The sequence below is a fragment of the Pontibacter kalidii genome, from assembly GCF_026278245.1.
GTDB classification, from domain to species: Bacteria; Bacteroidota; Bacteroidia; order Cytophagales; family Hymenobacteraceae; genus Pontibacter; species Pontibacter kalidii.
The window spans coordinates 1743735-1767554 of the sequence record NZ_CP111079.1; the positions used below are offsets into that span (position 1 = coordinate 1743735).

General features: G+C 49.6%; 19 protein-coding genes and 3 tRNA genes. 9 read left to right on the forward strand and 13 right to left on the reverse strand.

The genetic code is table 11. The annotated features are described in order from the left end of the window. The first annotated feature begins 182 nt into the window (after positions 1–182). Positions 183–473: a co-chaperone GroES gene (groES, locus tag OH144_RS07495; RefSeq protein ID WP_266051307.1), complete on the forward strand. Its 291-nt coding sequence runs from the start codon at positions 183–185 to the stop codon at positions 471–473. A gap of 50 nt (positions 474–523) precedes the next feature. Next, positions 524–2158: a chaperonin GroEL gene (gene groL / locus OH144_RS07500; protein WP_266205681.1), complete on the forward strand. Its 1635-nt coding sequence runs from the start codon at positions 524–526 to the stop codon at positions 2156–2158. A gap of 102 nt (positions 2159–2260) precedes the next feature. On the opposite strand, the gene OH144_RS07505 is transcribed toward groL, so the two are convergent. Together OH144_RS07505 and OH144_RS07510 are read right to left on the reverse strand one after the other, a co-directional pair. Further along, positions 2261–2863: a hypothetical protein gene (locus OH144_RS07505; RefSeq protein ID WP_266205682.1), complete on the reverse strand. Its 603-nt coding sequence runs from the start codon at positions 2861–2863 to the stop codon at positions 2261–2263. Between the two features lie 163 nt (positions 2864–3026). After that, the gene (locus OH144_RS07510) at positions 3027–4433 is read right to left on the reverse strand and encodes a peptide MFS transporter (protein ID WP_266205683.1); all 1407 of its coding nucleotides are present in this window, start codon (positions 4431–4433) and stop codon (positions 3027–3029) included. Positions 4434–5093: 660 nt separating this feature from the next. Between OH144_RS07510 and pckA the strand changes: the two genes are divergently transcribed. From pckA to OH144_RS07525, 3 genes are all read left to right on the forward strand, one after another. Beyond that, the gene (gene pckA, locus OH144_RS07515; protein ID WP_266205684.1) at positions 5094–6710 is read left to right on the forward strand and encodes a phosphoenolpyruvate carboxykinase (ATP); all 1617 of its coding nucleotides are present in this window, start codon (positions 5094–5096) and stop codon (positions 6708–6710) included. A 150-nt stretch (positions 6711–6860) separates the two neighbouring features. After that, positions 6861–7577 (forward strand): 16S rRNA (uracil(1498)-N(3))-methyltransferase, encoded by a 717-nt coding sequence (locus OH144_RS07520; RefSeq protein ID WP_266205685.1) that lies wholly within the window; start codon positions 6861–6863, stop codon positions 7575–7577. A 16-nt stretch (positions 7578–7593) separates the two neighbouring features. Further along, on the forward strand, positions 7594–8256 hold the full coding sequence (locus tag OH144_RS07525; RefSeq protein ID WP_266205686.1) for a DUF4159 domain-containing protein: 663 nt from the start codon (positions 7594–7596) through the stop codon (positions 8254–8256). A 110-nt stretch (positions 8257–8366) separates the two neighbouring features. Here OH144_RS07525 and OH144_RS07530 read toward each other — a convergent pair whose 3' ends face one another. Further along, the gene (locus OH144_RS07530) at positions 8367–8897 is read right to left on the reverse strand and encodes a hypothetical protein (RefSeq protein WP_266205687.1); all 531 of its coding nucleotides are present in this window, start codon (positions 8895–8897) and stop codon (positions 8367–8369) included. Between the two features lie 143 nt (positions 8898–9040). Between OH144_RS07530 and smc the strand changes: the two genes are divergently transcribed. After that, the gene (gene smc, locus OH144_RS07535) at positions 9041–12577 is read left to right on the forward strand and encodes a chromosome segregation protein SMC (protein ID WP_266205688.1); all 3537 of its coding nucleotides are present in this window, start codon (positions 9041–9043) and stop codon (positions 12575–12577) included. A 111-nt stretch (positions 12578–12688) separates the two neighbouring features. On the opposite strand, the gene OH144_RS07540 is transcribed toward smc, so the two are convergent. The 5 genes from OH144_RS07540 to OH144_RS07560 form a co-directional block, all read right to left on the reverse strand. After that, positions 12689–13240 (reverse strand): 1-acyl-sn-glycerol-3-phosphate acyltransferase, encoded by a 552-nt coding sequence (locus tag OH144_RS07540; protein ID WP_266205689.1) that lies wholly within the window; start codon positions 13238–13240, stop codon positions 12689–12691. A gap of 96 nt (positions 13241–13336) precedes the next feature. After that, positions 13337–13966 (reverse strand): hypothetical protein, encoded by a 630-nt coding sequence (locus OH144_RS07545; protein ID WP_266205690.1) that lies wholly within the window; start codon positions 13964–13966, stop codon positions 13337–13339. Between the two features lie 87 nt (positions 13967–14053). Further along, on the reverse strand, positions 14054–14818 hold the full coding sequence (locus tag OH144_RS07550) for a patatin-like phospholipase family protein (RefSeq protein ID WP_266205691.1): 765 nt from the start codon (positions 14816–14818) through the stop codon (positions 14054–14056). Position 14819: 1 nt separating this feature from the next. Continuing rightward, the gene (locus OH144_RS07555) at positions 14820–15662 is read right to left on the reverse strand and encodes an MBL fold metallo-hydrolase (protein ID WP_266205692.1); all 843 of its coding nucleotides are present in this window, start codon (positions 15660–15662) and stop codon (positions 14820–14822) included. A gap of 121 nt (positions 15663–15783) precedes the next feature. Continuing rightward, positions 15784–16734 (reverse strand): acetyl-CoA carboxylase carboxyltransferase subunit alpha, encoded by a 951-nt coding sequence (locus OH144_RS07560; protein ID WP_266205693.1) that lies wholly within the window; start codon positions 16732–16734, stop codon positions 15784–15786. 226 nt (positions 16735–16960) lie between these two features. Between OH144_RS07560 and OH144_RS07565 the strand changes: the two genes are divergently transcribed. The 3 genes from OH144_RS07565 (at position 16961) to OH144_RS07575 (ending at position 17301) form a co-directional block, all read left to right on the forward strand. Then, a tRNA-Asp gene (locus OH144_RS07565) sits at positions 16961–17034 on the forward strand. A 60-nt stretch (positions 17035–17094) separates the two neighbouring features. Continuing rightward, positions 17095–17168: transfer RNA gene (locus OH144_RS07570), tRNA-Asp, on the forward strand. 59 nt (positions 17169–17227) lie between these two features. Then, positions 17228–17301, forward strand: a tRNA-Asp gene (locus OH144_RS07575). 144 nt (positions 17302–17445) lie between these two features. Here OH144_RS07575 and gmd read toward each other — a convergent pair. The 5 genes from gmd to OH144_RS07600 all read right to left on the reverse strand — a co-directional run bounded on the left by gmd (position 17446) and on the right by OH144_RS07600 (position 23751). Further along, the gene (gmd, locus tag OH144_RS07580; RefSeq protein WP_266205694.1) at positions 17446–18564 is read right to left on the reverse strand and encodes a GDP-mannose 4,6-dehydratase; all 1119 of its coding nucleotides are present in this window, start codon (positions 18562–18564) and stop codon (positions 17446–17448) included. Between the two features lie 56 nt (positions 18565–18620). Then, complete coding sequence (fcl, locus tag OH144_RS07585) at positions 18621–19556, reverse strand: GDP-L-fucose synthase (protein WP_266205695.1); 936 nt, start codon at positions 19554–19556, stop codon at positions 18621–18623. A 39-nt stretch (positions 19557–19595) separates the two neighbouring features. Next, entirely contained in the window at positions 19596–21968 is a 2373-nt protein-coding gene (locus OH144_RS07590; protein ID WP_266205696.1) for a GumC family protein, read from the reverse strand. A gap of 9 nt (positions 21969–21977) precedes the next feature. Then, complete coding sequence (locus OH144_RS07595) at positions 21978–22760, reverse strand: polysaccharide biosynthesis/export family protein (protein WP_266205697.1); 783 nt, start codon at positions 22758–22760, stop codon at positions 21978–21980. A gap of 139 nt (positions 22761–22899) precedes the next feature. Then, positions 22900–23751 (reverse strand): DUF481 domain-containing protein, encoded by an 852-nt coding sequence (locus OH144_RS07600; RefSeq protein ID WP_266205698.1) that lies wholly within the window; start codon positions 23749–23751, stop codon positions 22900–22902. Between the last annotated feature and the right edge of the window lie 69 nt (positions 23752–23820).

Here is a 23820-nt window from a genome sequence, read left to right on the forward strand (position 1 = left end):
AGATTTACAAAAAAGTTCCGCACTATGGCAGGAAATGACAAACCTGGCAGTTGTTCTAGCGTTAGAATCTGAAAAATTGGCTTAAAATGGCACCTTCTGCGTATTGGCACAGGAAATGATAAAGCACAGGTGTTATTGTAGGAACTTTAACAATAAACATAACTTATAAATAACCAAAAACTATGTCAATCAACATCAAACCATTAGCAGACAGAGTGATTGTGGCTCCGGCTGCAGCAGAAGAAAAGACCAAATCTGGTATCATTATTCCTGACACTGCTAAAGAGAAACCTCAGCGTGGTGAGGTGGTAGCCGTTGGTGAAGGCAAAGTATCGGAGCAGGGAGCCCTGATGAAGCCACAGGTAAACGTTGGCGACACTGTGTTGTATGGCAAGTATGCCGGTACTGAGATCTCCGTGGATGGTAACGATTACCTGATCATGCGTGAGTCAGACATCCTGGCAGTTCTTTAATCTTATCTTATCCAATCAGTAAAACTAATCTGTAAAAAAACATTATAACTATGGCTAAAAACATCACATTTGATGCCGACGCTCGCGCCAAGATTAAGTCTGGCGTAGATAAACTGGCAAACGCTGTTAAAGTTACCTTGGGCCCTAAAGGCCGCAACGTAATCATCGACAAGAAATTTGGTGCCCCTACCATTACAAAGGATGGTGTATCCGTAGCCAAAGAGATCGAGCTGAAAGACGCGATCGAGAACATGGGTGCGCAGCTGGTGAAAGAGGTTGCCTCTAAGACTGCTGACCAGGCGGGTGACGGTACGACTACTGCCACTGTACTTGCACAGGCAATCTACACGGCTGGTATCAAGAACGTAGCTGCCGGTGCTAACCCAATGGATCTGAAGCGCGGTATCGACAAAGCTGTTCATGCTGTGGTAGAAAACCTGCGTGCGCAGTCCAAGAAAATCGAAAAATCTTCTGAGATCGCTCAGGTGGGTACTATCTCTGCTAATAACGACGCTGAGATCGGTAAAATGATCTCTGATGCGATGGACAAGGTTGGTAAAGACGGTGTGATCACAGTAGAAGAGGCAAAAGGAACGGAAACTGAGGTGAAGACTGTGGAAGGTATGCAGTTTGACCGCGGTTACCTGTCTCCATACTTCGTGACAAACGCGGAGAAGATGGAAGCCGACTTCGATAACCCGTACATCCTGATTTACGACAAGAAGGTTTCTACCATGAAGGAGCTGCTGCCAGTACTGGAGCAGGTTGTTCAGACGGGTAAAGGCCTGGTGATCATCGCGGAAGACGTGGACGGTGAGGCGCTTGCCACGCTGGTAGTAAACAAACTGCGTGGCTCTCTAAAGATAGCCGCTGTGAAAGCCCCTGGCTTCGGCGACAGAAGAAAAGCTATGCTGGAGGACATTGCCATTCTAACTGGCGGTACTGTGATCTCTGAAGAGCGCGGTTACAAGCTGGAGAACGCTACGCTTGAGTACCTGGGCCAGGCTGAGAAAGTGATTATCGACAAAGATAACACGACGCTGGTTAACGGTGCCGGTACAAAAGACGATATTGTTGCGCGCATCAACCAGATCAAGTCTCAAATGGAGTCAACCACATCTGACTACGACAGAGAGAAGCTGCAGGAGCGTCTGGCGAAGCTTTCTGGCGGTGTCGCCATCCTTTACATCGGTGCTTCTACGGAAGTAGAGATGAAAGAGAAGAAAGATCGCGTAGATGATGCCCTGCATGCCACACGCGCTGCCGTTGAGGAAGGTATCGTGGCCGGTGGTGGCGTTGCCCTGATCCGTGCACTGGATGCCCTGAACAACATCGACGTTTATAATGCGGATGAGCAAACAGGTGTAAGCATCATCAAGACTGCCCTGGAGGCACCGCTTAGAACTATCGTTTCCAACGCTGGCGGTGAGGGTTCTGTAGTGGTACAAGCTGTGCGCGAAGGCAAGACCGATTACGGTTACAATGCCCGTGACGACAAATATGAGAACATGTTTGCGGCTGGTATCATCGACCCAACCAAAGTTACGCGTCTTGCCCTGGAGAACGCGGCTTCTATCGCTGGCCTGCTGCTGACGACAGAGTGCGTGGTTTCTGAGGAGCCGGAGGAAGATAAAGGTGCCCCAGCTATGCCAGGCGGCATGGGTGGCATGGGCGGCATGATGTAATCCCCCCCGCACCTAAAGTATAGAAAGCCCTGAGCCAGATTAGCTCAGGGCTTTTTACTTTCTGTAAGCGCTACTGAAGTATAAAAACCCTCAGTTTATACTTTATTTTAGGTCTTTGATACGGATCGTGATGTCGTGAGGGGCGGTTTCGTCGCCACCAAAGTATGGGTAGAGCTGATAGCCCTCTGCCGCCCCGTTACAGGCACGTGGCATGCTAACTTCTTTTCCCAGCATTTCAAATACATAGGAGCCATCTTCCATGCGCAACTCAAGCGCTATTATCTGGCCCAGAGGAACCGGGCCCAGCAGCTTGTAATCCCACTTCTTGTTGCGATACGTATAGGCCAGTACCTCCAGGCGGTTGTTGTACCAGCGCCAGCCGAAACGTGCGCTGTTGGTGTGGTGGCTTGTGTTGCAGTCTGATAACCCATAGAGCTTGTTGATGTCTGCCTGGTTGTTAGACTTTGCGGAAGTATAAATGGCCGTGCTATCGAAGCTTACCTCAAAGCTGATGCGGTTGGACGTTAGCTTCCGGACGTTGTTCCTGTCTGAGTAATGGGATCCTTTTTTGATGGTGTAAACCGTGGCAGGCACCTCCTCTACTTTGGGGGCAACCTCGGTTACGGTATTGCAGGCTACAGAAGTGAAGCCCAGCAGCAACGGCAACAGCAACAGGAGCTGCCGAGCCCGAACATGAAGAAACATTGGCTAAAAGTATAAATTGGCTAAAATAACTAATCCCGGAAAGAACACATGTAGAGTAGCTAAAGGTTCTCTCTTGCCGGCATAAGTATAAAATAAATCATAAAAAAGCCCCTGACGATAAGTCGCCAGGGGCTTTTTTATAGCATACTTTGTCAGGAGTGAACTAGCTTACTTCAGCCTCCAGCAGCTGGCCGGTCTGGGCCTGCTGCTCATCCATTTTCTTGTCTTCCATGCCATGCGAGAGTTTGTTAATGCGCTTGGTCAGCACCATCAACACGATACCCAGGAAAATGGTGAAACCGGCGATGTACATGAAAACCTCCAGCTCACCTAAACGCACAGCCCAGATACCGATAAGGGAGGCCAGTTTATTCGCCAGGCCTGTTACGGCAAAGTATAAGCCCATCATGGAGGCCACGATACGCTTAGGCGCTACCTTGGTGATGAAGGAGAGCGATACCGGAGAAAGTGCCAGCTCACCGATGGTATGGAACATGTAGGCAAACACTAGCCAGTGTAACGAAGAAAGCCCGTCAGGAGAGGATGAACGCTGCAGCGAGGCAAACACCATGAAAATAAAGCCGATACCCAGGATAGAGGTACCAAGGCCCATTTTAAAGATGGAAGGCAGGTTTATGCCACGTTTCGCTAAAATCAGCCAAACAGCAGCTACAATGCCACCTAATGTCAGGATGAAGAAGGAGTTAAGCCCTTGAAGCCAGGCAGTAGGAATCTCCCACCCAAAAATAACCCGATCGGTATACTGCTTGGCAAACAGGTTCATCAAACCGCCGGCCTGTTCAAACGAGGCCCAGAACACCAGTACAATAATAAAAGAGATCAGGATAACAATGATTCTGTCCCACTCTTGTCTTGTGAAGCCCATGAAGCCCGTAGCGGCAGCAGGAGTTCCGTGCTGATCCTTTGTAAAGATCCTGTCCTCGTCTTTTGTATTCTTCTCCAGGTTGCCTACTCCCGTCAGGTACTTGCGGCCCCAGATAAATACGATCTGGCCCAGCACCATACCAAAGCCGGCAAGGCTAAAGCCGTAGTGCCAGCCGTAAACCTCTCCAACGTAACCAACGATCAGAGAGGCAAGCAAAGCGCCAAGGTTAATACCCATGTAGAAAATCGTGAAACCGGAGTCACGGCGGCTATCGCCCTCTCTGTAGAGGCCACCCACCATGGTAGAGATGTTAGGCTTCAGCAGGCCTGTGCCCAACACGATGAGCACCAGTGCCGTGTAGAATGCCCACTCCGGCGGATAGGCCATCAATAAGTGGCCCGCAACCAGCGTAAAACCGCCTATGATAACGGCCTTTTTCTGCCCCAGGAATTTATCCGCCAGAATCCCCCCCGGAATCGACATGAGGTAAACGAACATGGTGTAGGTACCGTAAAGCTCCAACGCCTGCTCGTCGGTCCAGCCATACCCCCCTTTTGTGTTGGATACGAGGAACAGCACCAAAATGCCACGCATGCCATAGTAGCTGAAACGTTCCCACATTTCGGTAAAAAACAGTACCATCAGGCCTTTAGGATGACCGAACAGCGTGCCTTGTTTATCCATAAAACTCGGCGCTCTCCCTCCAGAGATATTCTGAGAATTTGACATAAATTGGTTGTTACTTTTTTAACGGTTTAGGGCATTATAAGACTAAAAATACGACTCAATTATGAGTTATACAAATTTAACGTCCCTCCTGTGTTATAGAAAAAGTGAGTAGAAGGCCCTGCCTGGGCTTTCAATCTGCAACGTAAGCGGGGACTCTGAGAACTTCATCATTCCTTGGGGCTCATAATCAGGGGAAAAGCTCAAACAAGCACAACAAAATCGCAGTATACTATACGAAACGCCCTTGCTAAAGCTGCTAAATATAAGTAATACTATATAATAACAAGGCTTTTATTTTCTTGCTCTCGGTTAAACTCGCAGCAAACTCACGCGTAGTAAGCGGTACTACACCTCTTCACTGCTGAAGAAGCTTATTTGTTTGCCTCAAGATGCATTCAGGCTGATTATCAGTTGCTTTTAAAATTCTCATTGTGCATCAGGATCAGAAACTTAAGCATTTTTTTGCTGCTAAAAGTATGAAAGCAGGCGTATTAACAAAAGAAATGTGAGTAAACACTTAAAAAAATACTAGCACCTGTTAGAATATACATTTTTTGCTATTTTTGTACCATAGTTGCAACGAACCTATCATTTAATCAAAACCCAAAAATTTCAATGAAAGAATCTGGAGATAAATCTAACGCAGTAGGTCTCGAGAGTATTGGCATAAAGGAGGCAAAGGAGGTGCTCTGGAACCTTACTCCTGCTGAGTTGGTAGAGGAAGCTATTCAAAACGGTGAAGGCATGCTGACTGACAATGGAGCCCTGATGTGCGATACCGGCAAATTCACCGGCCGCTCGCCCAAAGACCGCTTTATTGTAAAGGATGCCAAAACAGCGGAATCCGTGTGGTGGGGAGATATTAACATCCCCTTTGATGCTGACAAGTTTGATCAGCTGCACGCTAAAATGGTTGACTTCCTGAAGGACAAGAAGCTGTACGTGCGCGACGCATACGCTGGTGCCCACCCCGATTACCGTCTGAACCTGCGTATCGTAAACACCCAGGCATGGCAGAACCTGTTCTGCAATAACATGTTCCTACGATTAACGAAAGAAGAGCTTAAAGACCACACCCCTGCCTTTACCATTATCTGTGCTCCGGAATTTGAGGCCGACCCGGCCGTAGACGGAACCCGCCAGAACAACTTCGCCATCATCAACTTCACCAAAAACATGATCCTGATTGGTGGTACTGGCTATGCCGGCGAGATGAAAAAAGGCATCTTTGGCGTTCTGAACTACATCCTGCCGCATGAGAAAAACATCCTTTCCATGCACTGCTCTGCTAACGTAGGCAAAGAGAGCGACACAGCCATTTTCTTTGGCTTGTCGGGCACTGGTAAAACCACGCTCTCAGCTGATCCGAACAGAGGCCTGATCGGAGATGACGAGCACGGCTGGACAGAAGACAGCGTATTTAACTTTGAGGGCGGCTGCTACGCCAAGGTTATCGACCTGACGCGTGAAAAAGAACCGCAGATCTGGGATGCGATTAAATTCGGCTCCATTGTGGAGAATACCCGCTTCTTCCCTGGCTCCCGAACCGTGGATTATACCAACAGCTCGGTCACTGAGAATACGCGTACCGCCTACCCTATTAACTATATTGATAATGCGGTAGAACCCTCCAGAGCGGACATTCCTAAAAACATCTTCTTCCTGACAGCGGATGCTTTTGGCGTCCTGCCTCCGATCTCCCGATTGAATGCTAGCCAGGCGATGTACCACTTCATTTCCGGTTATACAGCCAAGGTAGCAGGTACCGAAGTGGGCGTAACAGAGCCGCAGACAACCTTCTCTGCTTGCTTTGGTGCTGCCTTCCTGCCCCTGCACCCCACCAAGTATGCAGAGATGCTGGGTAAGAAAATGGAGGAAAATAACGTAAACGTTTGGCTGGTGAACACTGGCTGGACCGGCGGGCCTTACGGCGTAGGACACCGAATGAAGCTGCCTTACACACGTGCCATGATCACAGCAGCGCTGGACGGCGAGTTGAATAACGTGCCATACACCAAACACCCAATTTTTGGCGTAGAGATGCCTACTACCTGCCCTAACGTGCCGGCGGAGGTACTGAACCCTCGCAATACCTGGGCTAATCAGGAAGCTTACGATGCTAAGGCCACAGACCTAGCCTCTAAGTTTGTGAAGAACTTTCAGAAGTTTGCCGACTATGCCAACGACAAGATCCTGGCAGGCGCTCCGCAGGTGGAGGTTACCATCGGCTAAATAAGAATAGTCAATTAAGGAAAAGCCCCTCTGTTTAAGGCCGAGGGGCTTTTTTAATTCCATGTGTTGGTTCAGCGTAAATTTTATACTTTCGTATACTTAAATCAGAGCGCTAGCTTATCAGTACACCCTTAAATCAGATTTCCCAAAGTGCACCTATTCTATACCCCGGATATTACCCACGATATTTATACTTTAAACGAGGAGGAGTCGAAGCATTGTACGCGCGTGCTGCGCCTAAGCCACGGCGACACAGTATACCTGATAGATGGTGTGGGCGGTATGTATACGGCCATTATTCAGGAGGCGCACCAGAAACGCTGCCAGTTGCAGATTATAGAAAAACAGGTAGAGTATGGTAAGCTGCCCTATGTGTCGCACATTGCAGTGGCCCCGACCAAGAACCTGGACCGTATGGAGTGGTTTGTGGAGAAGGCCGTGGAGATCGGCGTGAGCGAAATTACCTTCTTGTTGTGCGAGCACTCGGAGCGCCGCAACCTGCGCCTGGACCGGCTGGAGAAAATCGCGGTCAGCGCCATGAAACAGTCTAAGAAAGGCTACCTGCCCCTGCTCAACGACATGACTCCATTTCACCGCTTCATCCAGAAAGCCATACCTGAAAACACCTTCATAGCTCATTTAGAGGATGATGCCACCAAAAGTATAAAGGATTACTACAAGCACGGGGAACCGCACTGCATCCTGATCGGCCCGGAAGGCGATTTCTCGACAGGCGAGATAGCAGCAGCCTACCAGGCCGGCGTAAGACCGGTGACACTTGGGCAAAGCCGGCTGCGCACCGAGACGGCCGCTTTGGTGGCCTGCCATACGTTAAATGTACTCCACGACATCTTCGCACCGTTATAAAAGTAAATCATTGCCCATGAACCGATTGCTGCTTATATTCCTCCTAGTGCTGGCCAGCCTTACCGTAGGTATAGCGCAGGCGCAAAGCTTTAAGATAGCCAAGCTCAAGTATAACGGCGGCGGTGATTGGTACGCCAACAAAACATCCCTGCCTAACCTGATCCGCTTTTGCAACCAAAACCTGAACATGAATATGGCCCCTGATGAGGAGGTGGTGGAGGTTGGCAGCCCGGAGCTGTTCTCTTACCCGTTCGTGCACATGACAGGCCATGGAAACGTGGCTTTTTCAGCGGCTGAAGCGCAGAACCTGCGCACTTACCTGCTTAGCGGCGGCTTCCTGCACATCGACGACAACTACGGACTTGACCAGTTTATCAGAAAGGAAATGAAAAAGGTGTTCCCGGAGTATGAATTTGTGGAGTTGCCTTTTGACCACCCTATCTACAAACAGAAGTATGCTTTCCCCGGCGGGTTACCCAAGATACACGAGCACGACAACAAGCCTCCGCAAGGATTTGGGATAATCCACGAAGGGCGGCTGGTGTGTTTTTACACGTATGAAACCGATCTGGGAAATGGCTGGGAAGATCAGGAGATCTATAACGACCCGGAGCCTATCCGCCAGCAAGCACTGCGCATGGGCGCCAACATCCTTACTTTCGCGCTAACGCAGGAGTAGCGATTTTTAAAAGGAGAGAGTTTCAGCAAGTATAGCACTCCTCTTTTCCGCTTCCGAATTCGCTTCCTGCATCAGATAGCTGCAGGAGGTATACCTTATTTCCTTCAGCCTTAGCTATACTTCCTGTTAAAGATCTCTGAAAGTATAACAGCATCGCGGGCGGTGGCGGGGTTTCGAAGCATTTCGGCGTAGCGGCTGGTTGCTGGTTTGCGTGGCTGCTCGTAGGCCGTAAAGCCAGCCTGCCTGCGCAGGCTCGACTGCTTAGCCGCCTCTATAGCCTCAGCCTTTTTTTCCCAGGACAAAACCTTCGGAGCGATCTCATCATAATTTCTATACTTCCGGGTAGCCTCCGCAACGGGAGCCATGGCTGGCTGCGCAAGTTCGCGCGTACGCTCTTTTGCCTGCTGCACTACCTCTTGCCCCTGCTGCCGTGCCTGCTCCATCTTAGGCTGTAGCTCCCGCAAAATATCCTCAAACGAGGTGATCGGCTTTGGTGGCTGATGGCGTGGGCGCTGCCTTCGCGGCTCCAGTTCTTCCTCCTCCTCCACTTCCGCGCCTCCCTTAAAAGCCTTGCGCCACTGCGTTAGCACAAAGTAAGCCACAGCAGCAAGTATGTATATTATAATTTTAAAATCATCCATCGTTTCAGTGTCTTAATCAAATATAGGGAATTTATTAAGTATTTTAAGCGCTAGTAATCATTAATTATACCTTCGCAAGAGATGAAGGATAGAAAAATCGTCTTATTTTTGAGTTTAGTTATAAGATTTTCCGCAACACGCGAATGCAAGTTTCAAAATTAGAGATTAAAGGGTTTAAGAGTTTCGGCGACCGCGTTGTCATTAACTTCGATGACGGGATTACAGGCATTGTGGGGCCAAACGGCTGCGGCAAGTCCAACATTGTGGATGCCATACGCTGGGTACTGGGAGAGCAGAAAACGCGTAACCTCCGCTCCGACAAGATGGAGAACGTGATCTTCAATGGCTCCAAAACCCGCAAGCCGGTGCAGATGGCCGAGGTGTCCATCACCTTCGATAATAACAAAGGCATCCTGCCCACAGAGTACTCGCAGGTAACGGTTACGCGCAAGTACTACCGCACCGGCGAAAGCGAGTACATGTTGAACGGCGTGACCTGCCGCCTCAAAGATATCAACGAACTCTTCCTGGACACCGGTATCGGTTCTGACAGCTACGCCATCATCGAACTGAAGATGGTGGACGAGATCCTGAACGACAAGGAAAACTCGCGCCGCCTGCTGTTCGAGGAAGCGGCCGGTATCTCCAAATTTCGGGTGCGTAAAAAGCAGACGCTGAAGAAACTGGAGGAAACGGACGCCGACCTGGAGCGCGTGGAGGACTTGTTGCACGAGATCGGCAAGAACATGAAGACCCTGGAGCGCCAGGCAAAGCAGGCCGTGAAGTACTTCAACCTGAAAGACGATTACAAGAAGCACAGCCTGGAGTTCGCCCGCCGCAACATATCCCAGTACCAGCAAACGCTGGAGCGCCTAGAGCAGGATGTGCAGCAGGAGGGATCGCTGAAAGAAAACTATATTGCCGTTGTATCGGAAGCCGAGGAAGCCATCGCCGGGCAAAAGGAAGAGCTGAACGAAACACAGGAGAGGCTGGCAGAGATGCAGCGCACCATGCAGGTGCAAACAGCCAAGCTGCGCCAGCTCGAGAACGATATCAAATTAAAATCTGAGCGCGGCACCTACCTGAAAGAGCGCATGCAGCAACTGCGCCAGCAGATCAGTCAGGACACAGCCAATGTAGAGCATACACAGGAAAGCATACTGGAACTGCGCGATGAGCTGATGGCAGTGCAGGATAACTTTGCCGAGGCTGAGGAACAGGTCTCTGCCATGAAGGAACAACTGCAGGAGGCTAACGAGCAAAAGGCCACGCTGCAGGAGGCTTACCAGGAACTGGTGCAACAGCAGAAGACAAAGCAGAACGAAGTATACCAGCTGAGCAAGTCCCTGGAGATAAGCCAGGTGCAGATACAGAACATAAACCAAGAGCTGGAGCGCCTGCAACAGCAGCAGCTTACCGCCGACGAAGACGGTCGTGTGCTGCAGGAGCAACTGCAGGAGGCACAGCAAGTACTGGAGGAAAGCACCTCTGAGCTCGTGCGTCTGCAGGCCAAGGAGGAGACACTGCAGCAAAGTATAGAAGCCACCGAAGCTAACATTGAGGAGCTTAAGTTGCAGCTGGTAGCGCTAAACCGAACGCTGGACGCTAAGCAGAACCAGTACAATCTCACCAAATCCCTGGTGGAGAACATGGAGGGCTTCCCGGAGGCAATTAAGTTTTTGAGCAAGTCCGATAGCTGGAACAAGCCAGCCCCTCTCCTATCGGATATCCTCGTTTGTAAAGCTGATTACAAGCCGCTTATAGAGAGTTACCTGGAGCAGTACATGAACTACTTTGTAGTGGATGAACTCCAGGATGCCGTTGATGCCATCGCCCTTCTGAAAAAGGAGAACAAAGGCCGGGCAAACTTTATAGTACTCTCAGAGATAGAGGATCTGGAGCCAACGGCTACCTTCAGCGAAGGGAACCTGGAGGCTGCCTACGAGATGGTATCGGCAGACAAGAAGTACAGCAATCTGCTAAAGTACATGCTTCGCAACGTTTACATCACCGATGACGCTGAGGAAGAGCTGTACGGACATGAGTATAAAACTATCATTCTGAAAGATGGCAGCGCGATACGCAAGCCCTTAAGCCTGACCGGTGGCTCTGTAGGCGTATTTGATGGCAACAGGCTTGGCCGCAAGCAGAACCTCGAGAAGCTGGCCGAGGAAGTAGCGGAGCTGCAGGAGCAGGTAGAGGTCATGCAAGGCCGCATCAACACGCAGAACCAGATCCTGCAGAACCTCAGAAACGAGTCCGAGAAGGAGAAAATCAAAGCCCTGGAGAAAGAGGTAAGCAAACTGCAGCAAGACCTGCTCACTGTGCGCATCAAGCATGAGCAGCACCAGCAGAACATCCGCAATTTCGACCAGAAACGCGACGAGCTGCACGAGCGCCTGCTGGAACTGCGCGAACAAAGTATGGAAGTATCGCCGCAGGCTGAGGCAGACCAAAAAGAGCTGCAGCGCCTGGAGGGGGAAATCGCTGTGCATACTTCCAACCTGGAGCGCCAGCAAGAGCAGATCGCTGTTATCTCGGGCAGGTATAACCAGGAGAACATTCAGTACCACCAACTCAAAAACCGCTTCGCCAGTTTGCAGCAGGAGATCAGCTACAAGCAAAAGTCTGTGGAGACCAACCAGGAACGTATTGAAGGGTTGAAACAGGAACTGGTAAAATCAGAGCAGGAAATAGCGGAAGCAGAGGAGTTTATACAGGAAAACCAGCAGGTGGTGGAAAGTATGAACGAAGCACGCCGGGAGTATGGCCAGGAGCTGGAGGAGATTGAGAAGGAGTACTTCTCCCTGCGCGGCGACCTGGACGAGAAAGAGAAGAGTATTCGCGAGATGCAGCGCAAGCGCCAGAACTCGGACGAACTCCTCATGCGCATGCAGCAAGCCAAAAACGATACACAGTTAAAGCTGGTGGCCATTAGGGAGCGTCTGGCTGCGGAGTTTAATATTTCTGACGAAGACTTCGCCAGCCCAGTGCCTGAAGAGGAACTGCTGATCCCGCTCTCTAATGAGGAACTGAGTGAGCATATCGCTTCTGTGCGATCACAGCTGGATAAGATGGGACCGGTGAATGCCATGGCTGCCGAGGCTTATGCAGAGATTGAGGAGCGCGAGAAATTCATTACTGAGCAGCGCAACGACCTAGTAAACGCCAAGAATGCACTCATTGACACCATCAACGAGATCGACACGGTGGCAAAGGAGAAGTTCATGGACTCTTTTAACCAGATCAAGGATAACTTTAAGCACGTTTTCCGTAGCCTGTTTACCGAGGAAGACAATTGCGACCTGGTTATTTCGGATCCGAAGAACCCATTGGAGGCCAAGATCGAGATCATGGCACAGCCAAAAGGCAAGCGTCCGCTCACAATTAACCAGCTGTCGGGTGGTGAGAAAACGCTTACGGCCATCTCGCTGCTGTTCGCGATCTATCTGCTGAAGCCGGCCCCGTTCTGTATATTCGATGAGGTGGACGCCCCGCTGGATGATGCCAATATCGACAAGTTCAACAACATCATCCGCAAGTTCTCCAACGAGTCGCAGTTTATCGTGGTGACGCACAACAAGCGCACCATGTCCTCTACTGACGTGATGTACGGCATTACGATGATCGAGGCAGGCATCTCCAGGGTAATCCCAGTAGACCTTCGCCAGATAGCCTAGCATTCGCGACAAGTATAAGCAAGTATAAAAGAAAGAGAGCCGCTACAGTAAGTATAGCGGCTCTCTTTCTTTTATGATGATTAACAGGGTCTATTTTATAGCACAGTCCATTTACCTAACGCCCTGCTCCGGATACTTACCGGTTTTAGTACGGTAAAAAGCCATGATCTTTTCAATGTCGGCCTCCACATCGCCCGATGGAATAATGGTTGGCCCTATGCCGGCCTCTTTTTTGGCATAATCCAGGTATCCCAGCACGATGGGAACATTAGCCCCCATGGCCACATGGTAGAAGCCGCGGCGCCAACGCGGCTGATACTTTCTGGTACCCTCCGGGGTTACCATCACGCACATATCGCCCGGTGTTTCTTCAAAAATACGGATCATGGCATCTACCATGCGGGTATTACGGGAGCGATCGATGGGCAAGGCTCCTATTGCCTTCAGGATCGGTCCGAAGGGAAATTTCATAAACTCTTTTTTGATGGTGTACCTGATGGGCGCATCCATTATAAAAAATGCAGCGCGGGCATAAACAAAATCCCAATTGCTGGTGTGTGGGGCTGCCACCATAACGCATCGCCTGTCCTGCGGAGCCAGCGTTCCTTTTAGTTTCCAACCCGTTGCTTTAAAAAACAGTTTAGAAATAAACTTTCCGATCATGTATAGTAAAGGGTATAAAGTATAAAAGTAGGCTAAAGCCTAAGCTTGCCTACTTTGAAAATAAAGAGACGTATAGTTACGCACTTTCGCGCGGTTTTACAAGCCCTCTTTAATAGTTTGGGACGTTCTGCGCCATAGATAAGCTTGTATACCTACGCCAAGCATGGGGCCAAAGGAGACGTTGGCGTCATTACCCTGCCACTCCCTGGTATAACGAAAGGACAGCATCGGCTCAACAGCTATTTTCTCGTTTACGAAAATAGCATACCCTACACCCAGTGTTCCCTGCGCAATGTCAGTCTTATCCCCCGTTGAAAAATTCAGCAAGCCGCCCTTCAATGCCAACTCTCCAAAAAAGCCATTATCCAGATAATAACGGGTAAATGGGCCGCCCAACAGATAGGTTCTTCTGAAAGTTTGCTTAGCACCCTCTACCGATACAATATAGCTCTCATGGTTAAGACCCAAATCTAAGCCGATGGCCAGGTCGTGTATCAGGAAGTAGCCCCCTTTAAAATTTAGGTTTGCCAGGATGTTAGTGCCCTCTTCCGGGCCGAGCGGCTGGTTCAGCTCCCGTGTCGTTTTTTGAATGGCAGCATCCAGGTTACCGCCAATCAGAATAGAGCCATGCTTCACTTTTGCTTTCCACATGAAGCTCTTATTTTCCTGTGCCTGCGCCGCAACAGAAATCAAATACAGCAATACAATAAGTCTAAATCTTTTCATGGTCTATTCAACTCCATCTTCCACCCCTTTACGATAAAACCATTAAGAGATATACATAAAACCATATTTATTTTATCAAATTAAATATTAATTATTTACCAGTTTCCGAATATACCGTTCCATCTGCATCGTGTAGTGGTAACCGACCTCAAAAATCTCATCTGCCTTGCGAAAACTAGTAAGCCGATATGATTTAAGTTCTTTGGGCTCCAGGAACAGATCGCATTGGTTTAACCGTAGTTTTATGTTATTGTAAATGGCCAGCATAACCGTACGCTCTACCATACCTGTAAGCGATGTTACCTGAGCCTGGTGATTGATAGGGTTTACATGAACGGCAATTTTAACGTCACAGTTACCGTATAACGGCTCAATAGGCAAATTGTTGAGCAAACCACCATCATTCAATGTTTTGCCATTGAAAAGAATGGGTTGATAAAGTATGGGCACGGCTGAGGAAGCAAGCAAGGGCTTGATTACTTCGCCGGTAGAGAAGTAGGCTGTCACGCCTTCGTTCATCTCCGTGGCGCTCACCACAACCGGTATTTTCAGCTCTTCAAACGTAAGGTGAGGGCCAAGGTATTTATGGTAGAGTTTCTCTACCTCCTCCAGGTGCAGCAGCCCCCGTTTGCCGAATACCGGCCGCATCACATGAAAGACGCTGAGTTCCTTGATCAGTTTGAGTATCTCCTCAGGTGAATAGCCATAAGCGTAGAGCACGCCGGCAATAGCCCCGGAGCTAACACCGGATATCATACTTACCTTTACTCCCTGCTCGTCCAGTGCCTTGAGCACCCCTAAATGTGCAATGCCTCTGGCACCGCCGCCAGATAAAGCCAGCCCAACACGCATGCTACAGTTCCGAAAGACTAAATGTTTCCTTCAGACGGACGCCTTTTTCTGTGTGCTGCACCGTACAGCACTGGTTTACGGCATCATGCTCTAAAAACAGCACCATGTCTTCATCAGCGGCACGGTTCAGGAAGCTTGCTTTTTCATCCAGCGTCAACAGGGGGCGCGTATCATATCCCATCACGTAAGGCAACGGTATATGCCCCACAGAAGGCAGGAGGTCAGCCATATAAGCTATCTTCCGGCCTTTATAAGTCATGATCGGCACCATCATTTTGTCCGTATGCCCGTCTGCATAAAAGATCTCGAACTGCGGAATGGGTGAAGGTGCTTTAGGATCGATGAACTTCAGATGCCCGCTTTCCTGCATCGGAAGGATGTTTTCTTTCAGGAAAGAAGCTTTCTCGCGTGCGTTCGGTTTGGTTGCCCACTCCCAGTGGTCGGCATTGGACCAGTAGGTGGCATTCGGGAACACCAGTTCCAGAGCGCCATCCTTGTTTTTATACTTCACTCCACCCCCGCAATGGTCAAAGTGCAGGTGGGTGAGGAACATATCGGTGACATCCTCAGGAGAAAATCCTGCCGCCTTCAGGGAGCCTTGTAGCGTATCATCACCGTGCAGGTAATAATGGCTGAAGAACCTGGCGTCTTGCTTATCTCCTATCCCATTATCGATTAAAATCAACCTATCCCCATCCTCTATCAGCATACAGCGCATGGCCCACGTACAGAGGTTGTTTTCGTCGGCGGGGTTAGTACGTTGCCAAAGCGTTTTGGGCACCACGCCAAACATGGCACCGCCGTCTAATTTGAAAAATCCCGTGTCGATTACGTGTAGTTTCATTTTGCTGTGTGGGTGATGGGTTATACTTTAAATTGGCAGATAGGCTCAAAATAAAAATGAATTAGGGTTAAGAACTGCTGCTCTCACCCCTAATTCATTTCTACGATTTTATGGTGTCAGGTTATGCTTCCAGAACAACCCCCATATTAGAGAACTTCTCAATGCGTTCCATGATACGTTCTTCAGGGTCCATGGTTCCGAGTTCGTCCAACAATCTGATAATTTCCTTCTTCAGGGTCGCCATCATCTTGTTCGGGTTAAGATGAGCGCCACCAAGCGGTTCCTTGATGATGCCGTCGATCAGCTTGTTCTGCAGCATATCAGTAGCGGTTAGCTTAAGCGCCTCTGCCGCCTGTTCTTTGTAATTCCAGCTGCGCCAAAGTATGGAGGAGCAGGATTCCGGGGAGATAACGGAGTACCAGGTGTTCTCCAGCATCATCACACGGTCGCCGATGGCAATACCCAGAGCACCGCCGGAAGCTCCCTCACCGATGATAACACAGATAACCGGCACCTTCAGCATGAACATCTCTTTCAGATTGCGGGCAATGGCCTCCCCTTGGCCGCGCTCCTCGGCCTCCAGTCCCGGAAACGCCCCCGGAGTATCGATGAACGTAACGATAGGCTTGTTGAACTTCTCAGCCATCTTCATCATCCGAAGTGCTTTACGGTAGCCCTCCGGATTGGCCATGCCGAAATTACGCATTTGACGCTGCTTGGTGTTACGGCCCTTCTGCTGGCCAATAAACATCACACTGCGTCCGTCTACCTCACCAAAACCGCCTACCATGGCCTTGTCATCACTCACGGTACGGTCGCCGTGCAGCTCTACAAATTTATCAGTGATGCCGTGGATGTAATCCAGCGTGTAGGGCCTGTCGGGGTGGCGCGAAAGCTGCACGCGCTGCCAGCGGGTTAGATTGGCGTATGTTTCTTTTTTAAGTGTCCTGATTTTCTCTTCCAGAGCCTTAACCGCCTCCGATACATCAACCTGACTCTCATCGGCCAGTTTTTTCATCTCCTGCAGTTTGCCCTCCAGGGCAGCAATGGGCTGTTCGAAATCTAAAAGCATAAGTTCGTAGCTTGTGTTTAGTGTCACAAATTTAAGATTTTCCGCCAATGCACGTAGCACAAGTGACAATTTATACTTGACAATAAAATTAATTGACCTGTAAATGAAGTGGTTTGCCCAAAGCGCTTAAAATATAGCCCCAAAATGATGCTTTGGATTTGCACATTTAAATCCGGAAACATACCTTTGCAACACTTTAACACTCACAGTTAAGGAAAAGACAAACGGTCTGGTAGTTCAGTTGGTTAGAATGCCGCCCTGTCACGGCGGAGGTCGCGGGTTCGAGTCCCGTCCAGACCGCAGGTAAAACTGCGGTAAACATAAGCAGCGCAAGAGGCGCTGCAAAGCATCAAAATTATTGGTCTGGTAGTTCAGTTGGTTAGAATGCCGCCCTGTCACGGCGGAGGTCGCGGGTTCGAGTCCCGTCCAGACCGCAGAATTTAAACTGCGGTTTTAGTAAAGGAGCAAAAGGCTCTTTGTTTACAAAAGTATTGGTCTGGTAGTTCAGTTGGTTAGAATGCCGCCCTGTCACGGCGGAGGTCGCGGGTTCGAGTCCCGTCCAGACCGCTCCCTTAAAAGAGCCTGTGTAGAAACGCAGGCTCTTTTTTGTTGCCCATACTTTCGAGGCAGGAATAAATAAAAGGCCGGCTGAAAGAATTCAACCGGCCTTTTATACTTTATAACTATAGCCTTTTCAGCTGTGCATACTTTCTACTGAAGCTCGTGGTAGTTGTATACCTTGTGTCCACCTTCTACCAAGTAGCTGTCGCGCTTGAAGAGTTCAATATCCGACTCCATCATATCTTTCACCAGAGCAGGCAGGTCATACTTCGGCACCCACTGCAGCTTCTCCTTGGCTTTGGTAGCGTCGCCGATCAAGAGCTCCACCTCGGTTGGGCGGAAATAGTTCGGATCCACGCACACCACCTCACGGCCCAGCTCCAGCTGGTATTCCGGGTTGTTGCAGGCGGCTACGTAGCCTTTCTCCTCCACTCCTTCTCCCCGGAACTCGATCTCTATGCCCAACTCTGCAAATGACATTTTCACGAAATCACGCACTGTCGTCGTCACGCCCGTTGCGATCACATAATCCTCCGGCTCTTCCTGCTGTAGGATGCGCCACATGGCCTCCACATAGTCCTTGGCATGGCCCCAATCACGCTTAGCGTCCATATTACCCAGGTATAATTTATCCTGCAGGCCCATACCGATACGGGCAGCGGCGCGGGTGATCTTTCTCGTTACGAAGGTTTCGCCTCTCAGCGGCGACTCATGGTTGAACAAGATACCGTTGCAGGCATACATGCCGTAGGCCTCGCGGTAGTTCACTGTAATCCAGTAGCCGTAAAGCTTGGCCACGGCATAAGGCGAGCGCGGATAGAACGGCGTTGTCTCTGACTGCGGCACGGCCTGCACCAAGCCGTAGAGCTCAGAGGTGGAAGCCTGGTACACTTTAGTCTTCTTGGTCAGGCCCAGGATGCGAATCGCCTCCAGGATGCGTAGCGTTCCCAAACCATCGGCATTGGCCGTGTACTCAGGCGTATCAAAGCTTACCTTCACGTGGCTCATGGCAGCCAGGTTGTAGATCTCGTCCGGCTGTGTCTCCTGTATGATGCGGATCAGGTTCGTGGAATCGGTCAGGTCACCGTAGTGCAACTTGAAGTTGATGTTCTTCTCGTGCGGATCCTGGTAGAGGTGGTCGATTCTGTCTGTATTGAAGCTGGAGCTACGGCGCTTGATGCCGTGCACCTTGTATCCTTTGCTCAGAAGTAACTCCGCCAGGTATGCTCCATCCTGACCGGTTACACCAGTTATAAGGGCAGTTTTCATTATGTAAAGGGTTTGTGATAAGTATAGTGAAGTATTATAGTAAACGGATATATATACTATACTTCCACAATTTTGTTCTTAAAATCTTCGTAGGCGAGTGCAATTCCCTCCTCTAAACTTGTAGAGTGCTTAAAACCAACAGAATGCAATTTCGACACATCCATTAATTTCCTGGGCGTACCATCGGGTTTAGTGGTATCGAACTCCAGCTCTCCCTCAAAACCCACCACTTTCTTTACCAGCAGCGCCAGTTCCTTGATCGTGATGTCCTCCCCTGTTCCGATATTAACCAGTTCGCGACCGTCGTAGTGCTCCATCAGATAAAGGCAGGCCTCCGCCAGGTCATCGGCAAAAAGGAACTCCCGGCGCGGGCTGCCCGTGCCCCACACCGTTACCGATGGCGCACTACTCTCCTTCGCCTCGTGAAACTTGCGGATAAGGGCCGGCAATACGTGTGAGTTATTTAGGTCATAGTTGTCGTTATAGCCGTAGAGGTTAGTAGGCATTACGCTGATGAAGTTGCAGCCATACTGATCGCGGTAGGCCTCGCAAAGCTTAATGCCCGCTATCTTGGCAATAGCATAAGGCTCGTTGGTGGGCTCCAGCGGTCCGGTTAACAAGTACTCTTCCTTTAGCGGCTGGGGCGCCAGCTTGGGGTAGATGCAGGAAGACCCTAGGAACATGAGTTTCTGTACACCTTGCCTGTAGGCGCCATGTATGATGTTCGCCTCTATCATGAGGTTGTCGTAGAGGAACTCAGCTCGGTAGGTGTTGTTGGCCTGTATGCCTCCTACCTTTGCAGCGGCCAGAAAAACGTACTCCGGTTGCTCCTCGACAAAGAATCTCTCCACTGCCAACTGATTTCGCAGGTCCAGTTCTTTAGATGTTCGGGTGATGATATTGTTAAAGCCCTCTTTCTGGAGCTTACGTACAATGGCTGAGCCAACCATACCTCTATGGCCCGCCACGTAAATTTTTGAATCTTGATGCATAAAGTGTGTTCAGAAAGGTATATAAACAAAAAAGGGGAATTACCCCCTTATTCGTTTCCACCAGGACTTTGTTTCGTTATCCTCAGCATAATACCCGTATCCGTAACCATACCCATAGCCATAACCGTAGTTTAGCTTCTTATAATCAACATCATTGAAAAGGATGGCTGTATTACGAATCTTCCCGGACTCATGCTGCAACTGCACATTTTTAATGAAATCCTTTATCGTATAGTCCTGGCGCACCATGAACACATTGGCATCTGAAATCTGCATTAACTCCAGGCCATCAGAAAGTATACCCACAGGCGGCGTATCCATGATGATGTAATCATAGCGCTTCTTCAGCTCTACAATAAGATCGGACATACGGCTGCTGAGCAGTAACTCCGACGGATTGGGTGGAATGTCGCCTGAAGGCAGTACATGCAGGTTTTCCTGGATAGTTGTATGGATCACCTCATCCATGGAAATATGCCCTGCCAGGTAGTTGCTCAGGCCCGTGCTGCTGCTCACTCCCAGGTCTGAGTTGTTGTTAGGCTTACGCATATCAGCATTAACCAGCAAAGTCCGCTCCCCGGAAATGGAGATGATATAAGCCAAGTTTTTGGCAGAGAACGTCTTCCCCTCCCCGCTTATGGAAGAAGTAATCACGATAATCTTTCCTCCTTCGGTAGCAGTGTCGGTCACGCCTGTCATATAGCGTAGGTTTGAACGTACCGTTCTGAACGCCTCAGCTAAGGCCGACTTCGGGCTCAGGTTCGCCAGCAGGTTGTCTTCCTTCTTGTTATGGCCAACGAGCCCCAGCAAAGGCAGCGCCGTATACTTGGCAATATCCTCCACCGTATGAATCTTGTTGTTCATCAGTTCCTTCAGAAATATAAAGGCAAACGGAAGGCCAAGGCCAATAGCAAGCGCGATACCATAGTTGCGAAGGGGGAGCGGAGCAGTTTGTTTACTCACGGAAGCCTCTCTCAGAATGGTAATATCAGAGGTGTTGGCAGCTTTAGAGATCCCCGCCTCGGTGCGCTTCTCCATCAAGAAAACATAGAGATTCTCACTTAAACTGTAAAGGCGCTGAATATTGATCAGTTGTCGCTCAGAAGAAGGGAGTTTTTGCATCTCCGCAGCTGCTGCATCTATCCGCTGATCCAGGTTACGCAACCCGATCTGGTTGGCGTCTTTCAAACTGCTTAAGTTTTCCAACAATGAGGCCCTCACCTCATTTAGCTGCTGTCGCTTGATCTTAATTCCCGGATTCTCCTGCCCCTGACCGGTAGAGGCAACACTAAGTTCCGTTTGTAGCGTCACTAGTTGGGAAACCAGAGCATTAAGCACAGGATCGCTCACCCCCAGCGTAGCCGGGGCCTGAATCACTTCCTCCGGATTCTCCTTGTTAAGATAGGTAGATAAGTAATCGTAATAACGGGCGGTTAACAGCAACTCAGCCTTCCGCTCCTCTAGCGCCTGTAACTCACCAGCCACTTTGGCTCCAGCAGCACTCAGGTCCATCGCCGCGTTGCGCTGCTTAAACTCCTCCAGCCTCGACTCTATGAAGTAGAGGGAGTCTCCGATTTGCTGTAGCTGCACGTCAATGAAGTTAAGCGTCCCGATAGCCTTGGCATTTTTGATATCCAGGTTGTTCTGCCTGTACGTCTCCATGTGAGCGTTCAGGTAATCAATGTCCTTTTTAGGGGTCGTTCCCGCCACCGTCATCACTAAGGCAGAGGCATCGCCCCCGTAGGGTGAAACGGAAAGATTAGAGGCATACTTTTTTGCCAGATCATCCAGGTTATGGATCGTGAACATAACCTCATTTCCGGAAAAAGGCTCCGGTTTCAGCAGTTCAATCGTAAAAGCAAAGTCATCAATTAAATAAGACTGTCCAAACCTGAAAGTCTTTTCAGCCACCTTCGCGTTCCAGCTCAAGTTCTCAGAGGACAGCGAATAATTCCCATCATCCAGCAGGGCAATCTTGAACATGACATTGTAGGGAATGCTAGCCGCTGTGGAGTCAAATACCACATGTATAGGGGCGTCGCCTTTATAAGCCTCTAAGAGCAACACATTACCTTTTATATAATAGCTTACCTGGAAGTCCAACTTGTCCAAGGTCTTTCGCGCCAGTGTCTTGGTCTTCAATAAAATAGACTCGTTTGTAAGTCCCTGCGTACCTTTAAACATCTCGTTGCCAAACAACAATGCGGCAGCTGCACCGTTACTAGCCTCCCCGGAAAACATGACGGAGGAGGAAACCTCATACTCCGGCACGGTATAACGGTTGATCAGATAGGCTACAGATAGGGCAACCACGGCGCCTAAAACAAACAGATACCACTTTGAAATGGCAGCGTTTAAAAGCGCCTTAAAATCGATGAAGCTGTTCTCTTCGGGATTAAAGGTAGATTCCAAAGTATATTTTTATCTTGAGAGTCTGGTGAATAGAAGAACCACAGAAGCCACAAGGCCAAAGCCCAGGGAGAAAGTACCGAGGACGTTCTCTCGGAAAAACTTGGCTGGAAGCGGGTCGACCACAATCATATCGTCCGGCTGGAGGTAGAAATTGTTCATGGTCAGCATATCCCTATCTAGCAGGCTGAAAGCATACATCTTAGCCTTTCCTTCCTCGTAGCGAACAAGCTTGATTTTGCCCCGGTTGGCATAAGGATTAAAGCCACCTGCCGTGGCGATAGCTTCCATCACGTTGATGTTATCCTGGTAAGTCGTATACTGGCCTTGGCTACCTACCTCACCCACTATAGTATAGCGGAAGGTAAGCAGTCGGAGGTTAACGGTTGGGTTAGCCAGGAAAGGTTTCAGGGCATCCGTAACAGCTGCACGGGCCTCTGGCATAGAAAGCCCTCCGAGATGGACTTTGCCGACAACCGGAAGCAGGATATCGCCCGCGTCATCAATCGTATAACCATCAAGCACAGGGTCTGTGGCACCGAAAGTGGTTGTGCCAGCACTCAGGAAGTCATACTCCTGAGGGGTGGTAGTCTGCACCCGCAGCGACAGCACATCGCCAGCTCTGAGGGTGTAAACTGGCTTTTTGAGGTCAAAGGTCTTTAAAAGCTCGTCTGCCTCCCCCTGGTTCTTCACCTCGGGGTTCTCCTGCAGCAAGAGGAGCTTCTTTTGTGGAACGCAGGAGGCAAAGATTGCTATGCCAAGTACGAACCACCATGCGATAAGGGTTTTGCGCATCAGTTATGTTATTCCTTACGAATTAAAATGAACCTACTGGTTATTTTTATTTTAGGTGTTCTATCGACTCAAAAGGTAAAATTATGAAAATATTGCGGGAGTAAGCAGAAATAACTACAATAAAATTTGGTTGATTCCCTTAAAACTGCAGCTGAATACCGTTCGAGATGGCATATACAAACCTGGTAACCGGGACAATTGGCTCATCCTCATAAACACAGCTGAAGTTGGTCCTGAAGGAGAACTTATTTGTGAGCTTAACCTGCAGTGTCACATCCCCGCTCACCCGGTTGCGGAACCTGCTGATGGTATCATCATACCCAACCTGGTAGTATACGATGCCCTCCGTGCTTACCTGCTCATTCAGTTTTACCTTACCGCTCACGTAGTTAGTGGACTTGAGGAGGTCGGCCACCATAAGCCTTTGTTCCAACTCCGGGTTCTCCCACTCCTCGTGCTCGTGCATAAAGCCTGTACCAAAGTATATACTACTGTTCTGGCTCCGGAGCACGCGGTACCGTATGCCGCCGCCGGCCAAGGTTCTTAACTCCAGCCCCCGCGCCTTGTCAGCCTGCGCTTGGGCAAAAAGCTCGTAAGACAGCTTCATCTTGCGCAACAAGTTAACCCTGAAGTGCGAGTAGCCCGTGCTGGCCACCGTATTACGGAGCTCCTGGGAGTCGTAGTTCACGAGCAGGTAATTGTAGTAGTTGAGCAGCAGGTAACTGTGCCTCTCAGATATGTAGGCCACATCGCCGTTAAAGGTGAGTTGCAGGTAGTTGTTGGGGTTATCTTTGCCGGCGTTCCGGTTAAACATCGAAAAACTTATACCGCCCTTCCCGGTAAAATAGCCCGCCGAGTCAGGGTTCAGGCGAGAACGCTCTATGTTGAGGATCTGCCCTTGTGCTGCGAGCGGGGCAAAGTATAAAACCAGCAGCACGGCGAAGGTATACGTTCTATAAAGCGTAAGCGCTGAAGATGATTTTTTGAACATCAATCTGAAAAAAAACCTGAACATTTAGCCAATTGTAACGGATATACTACAAAGGAACAAACCGGGACC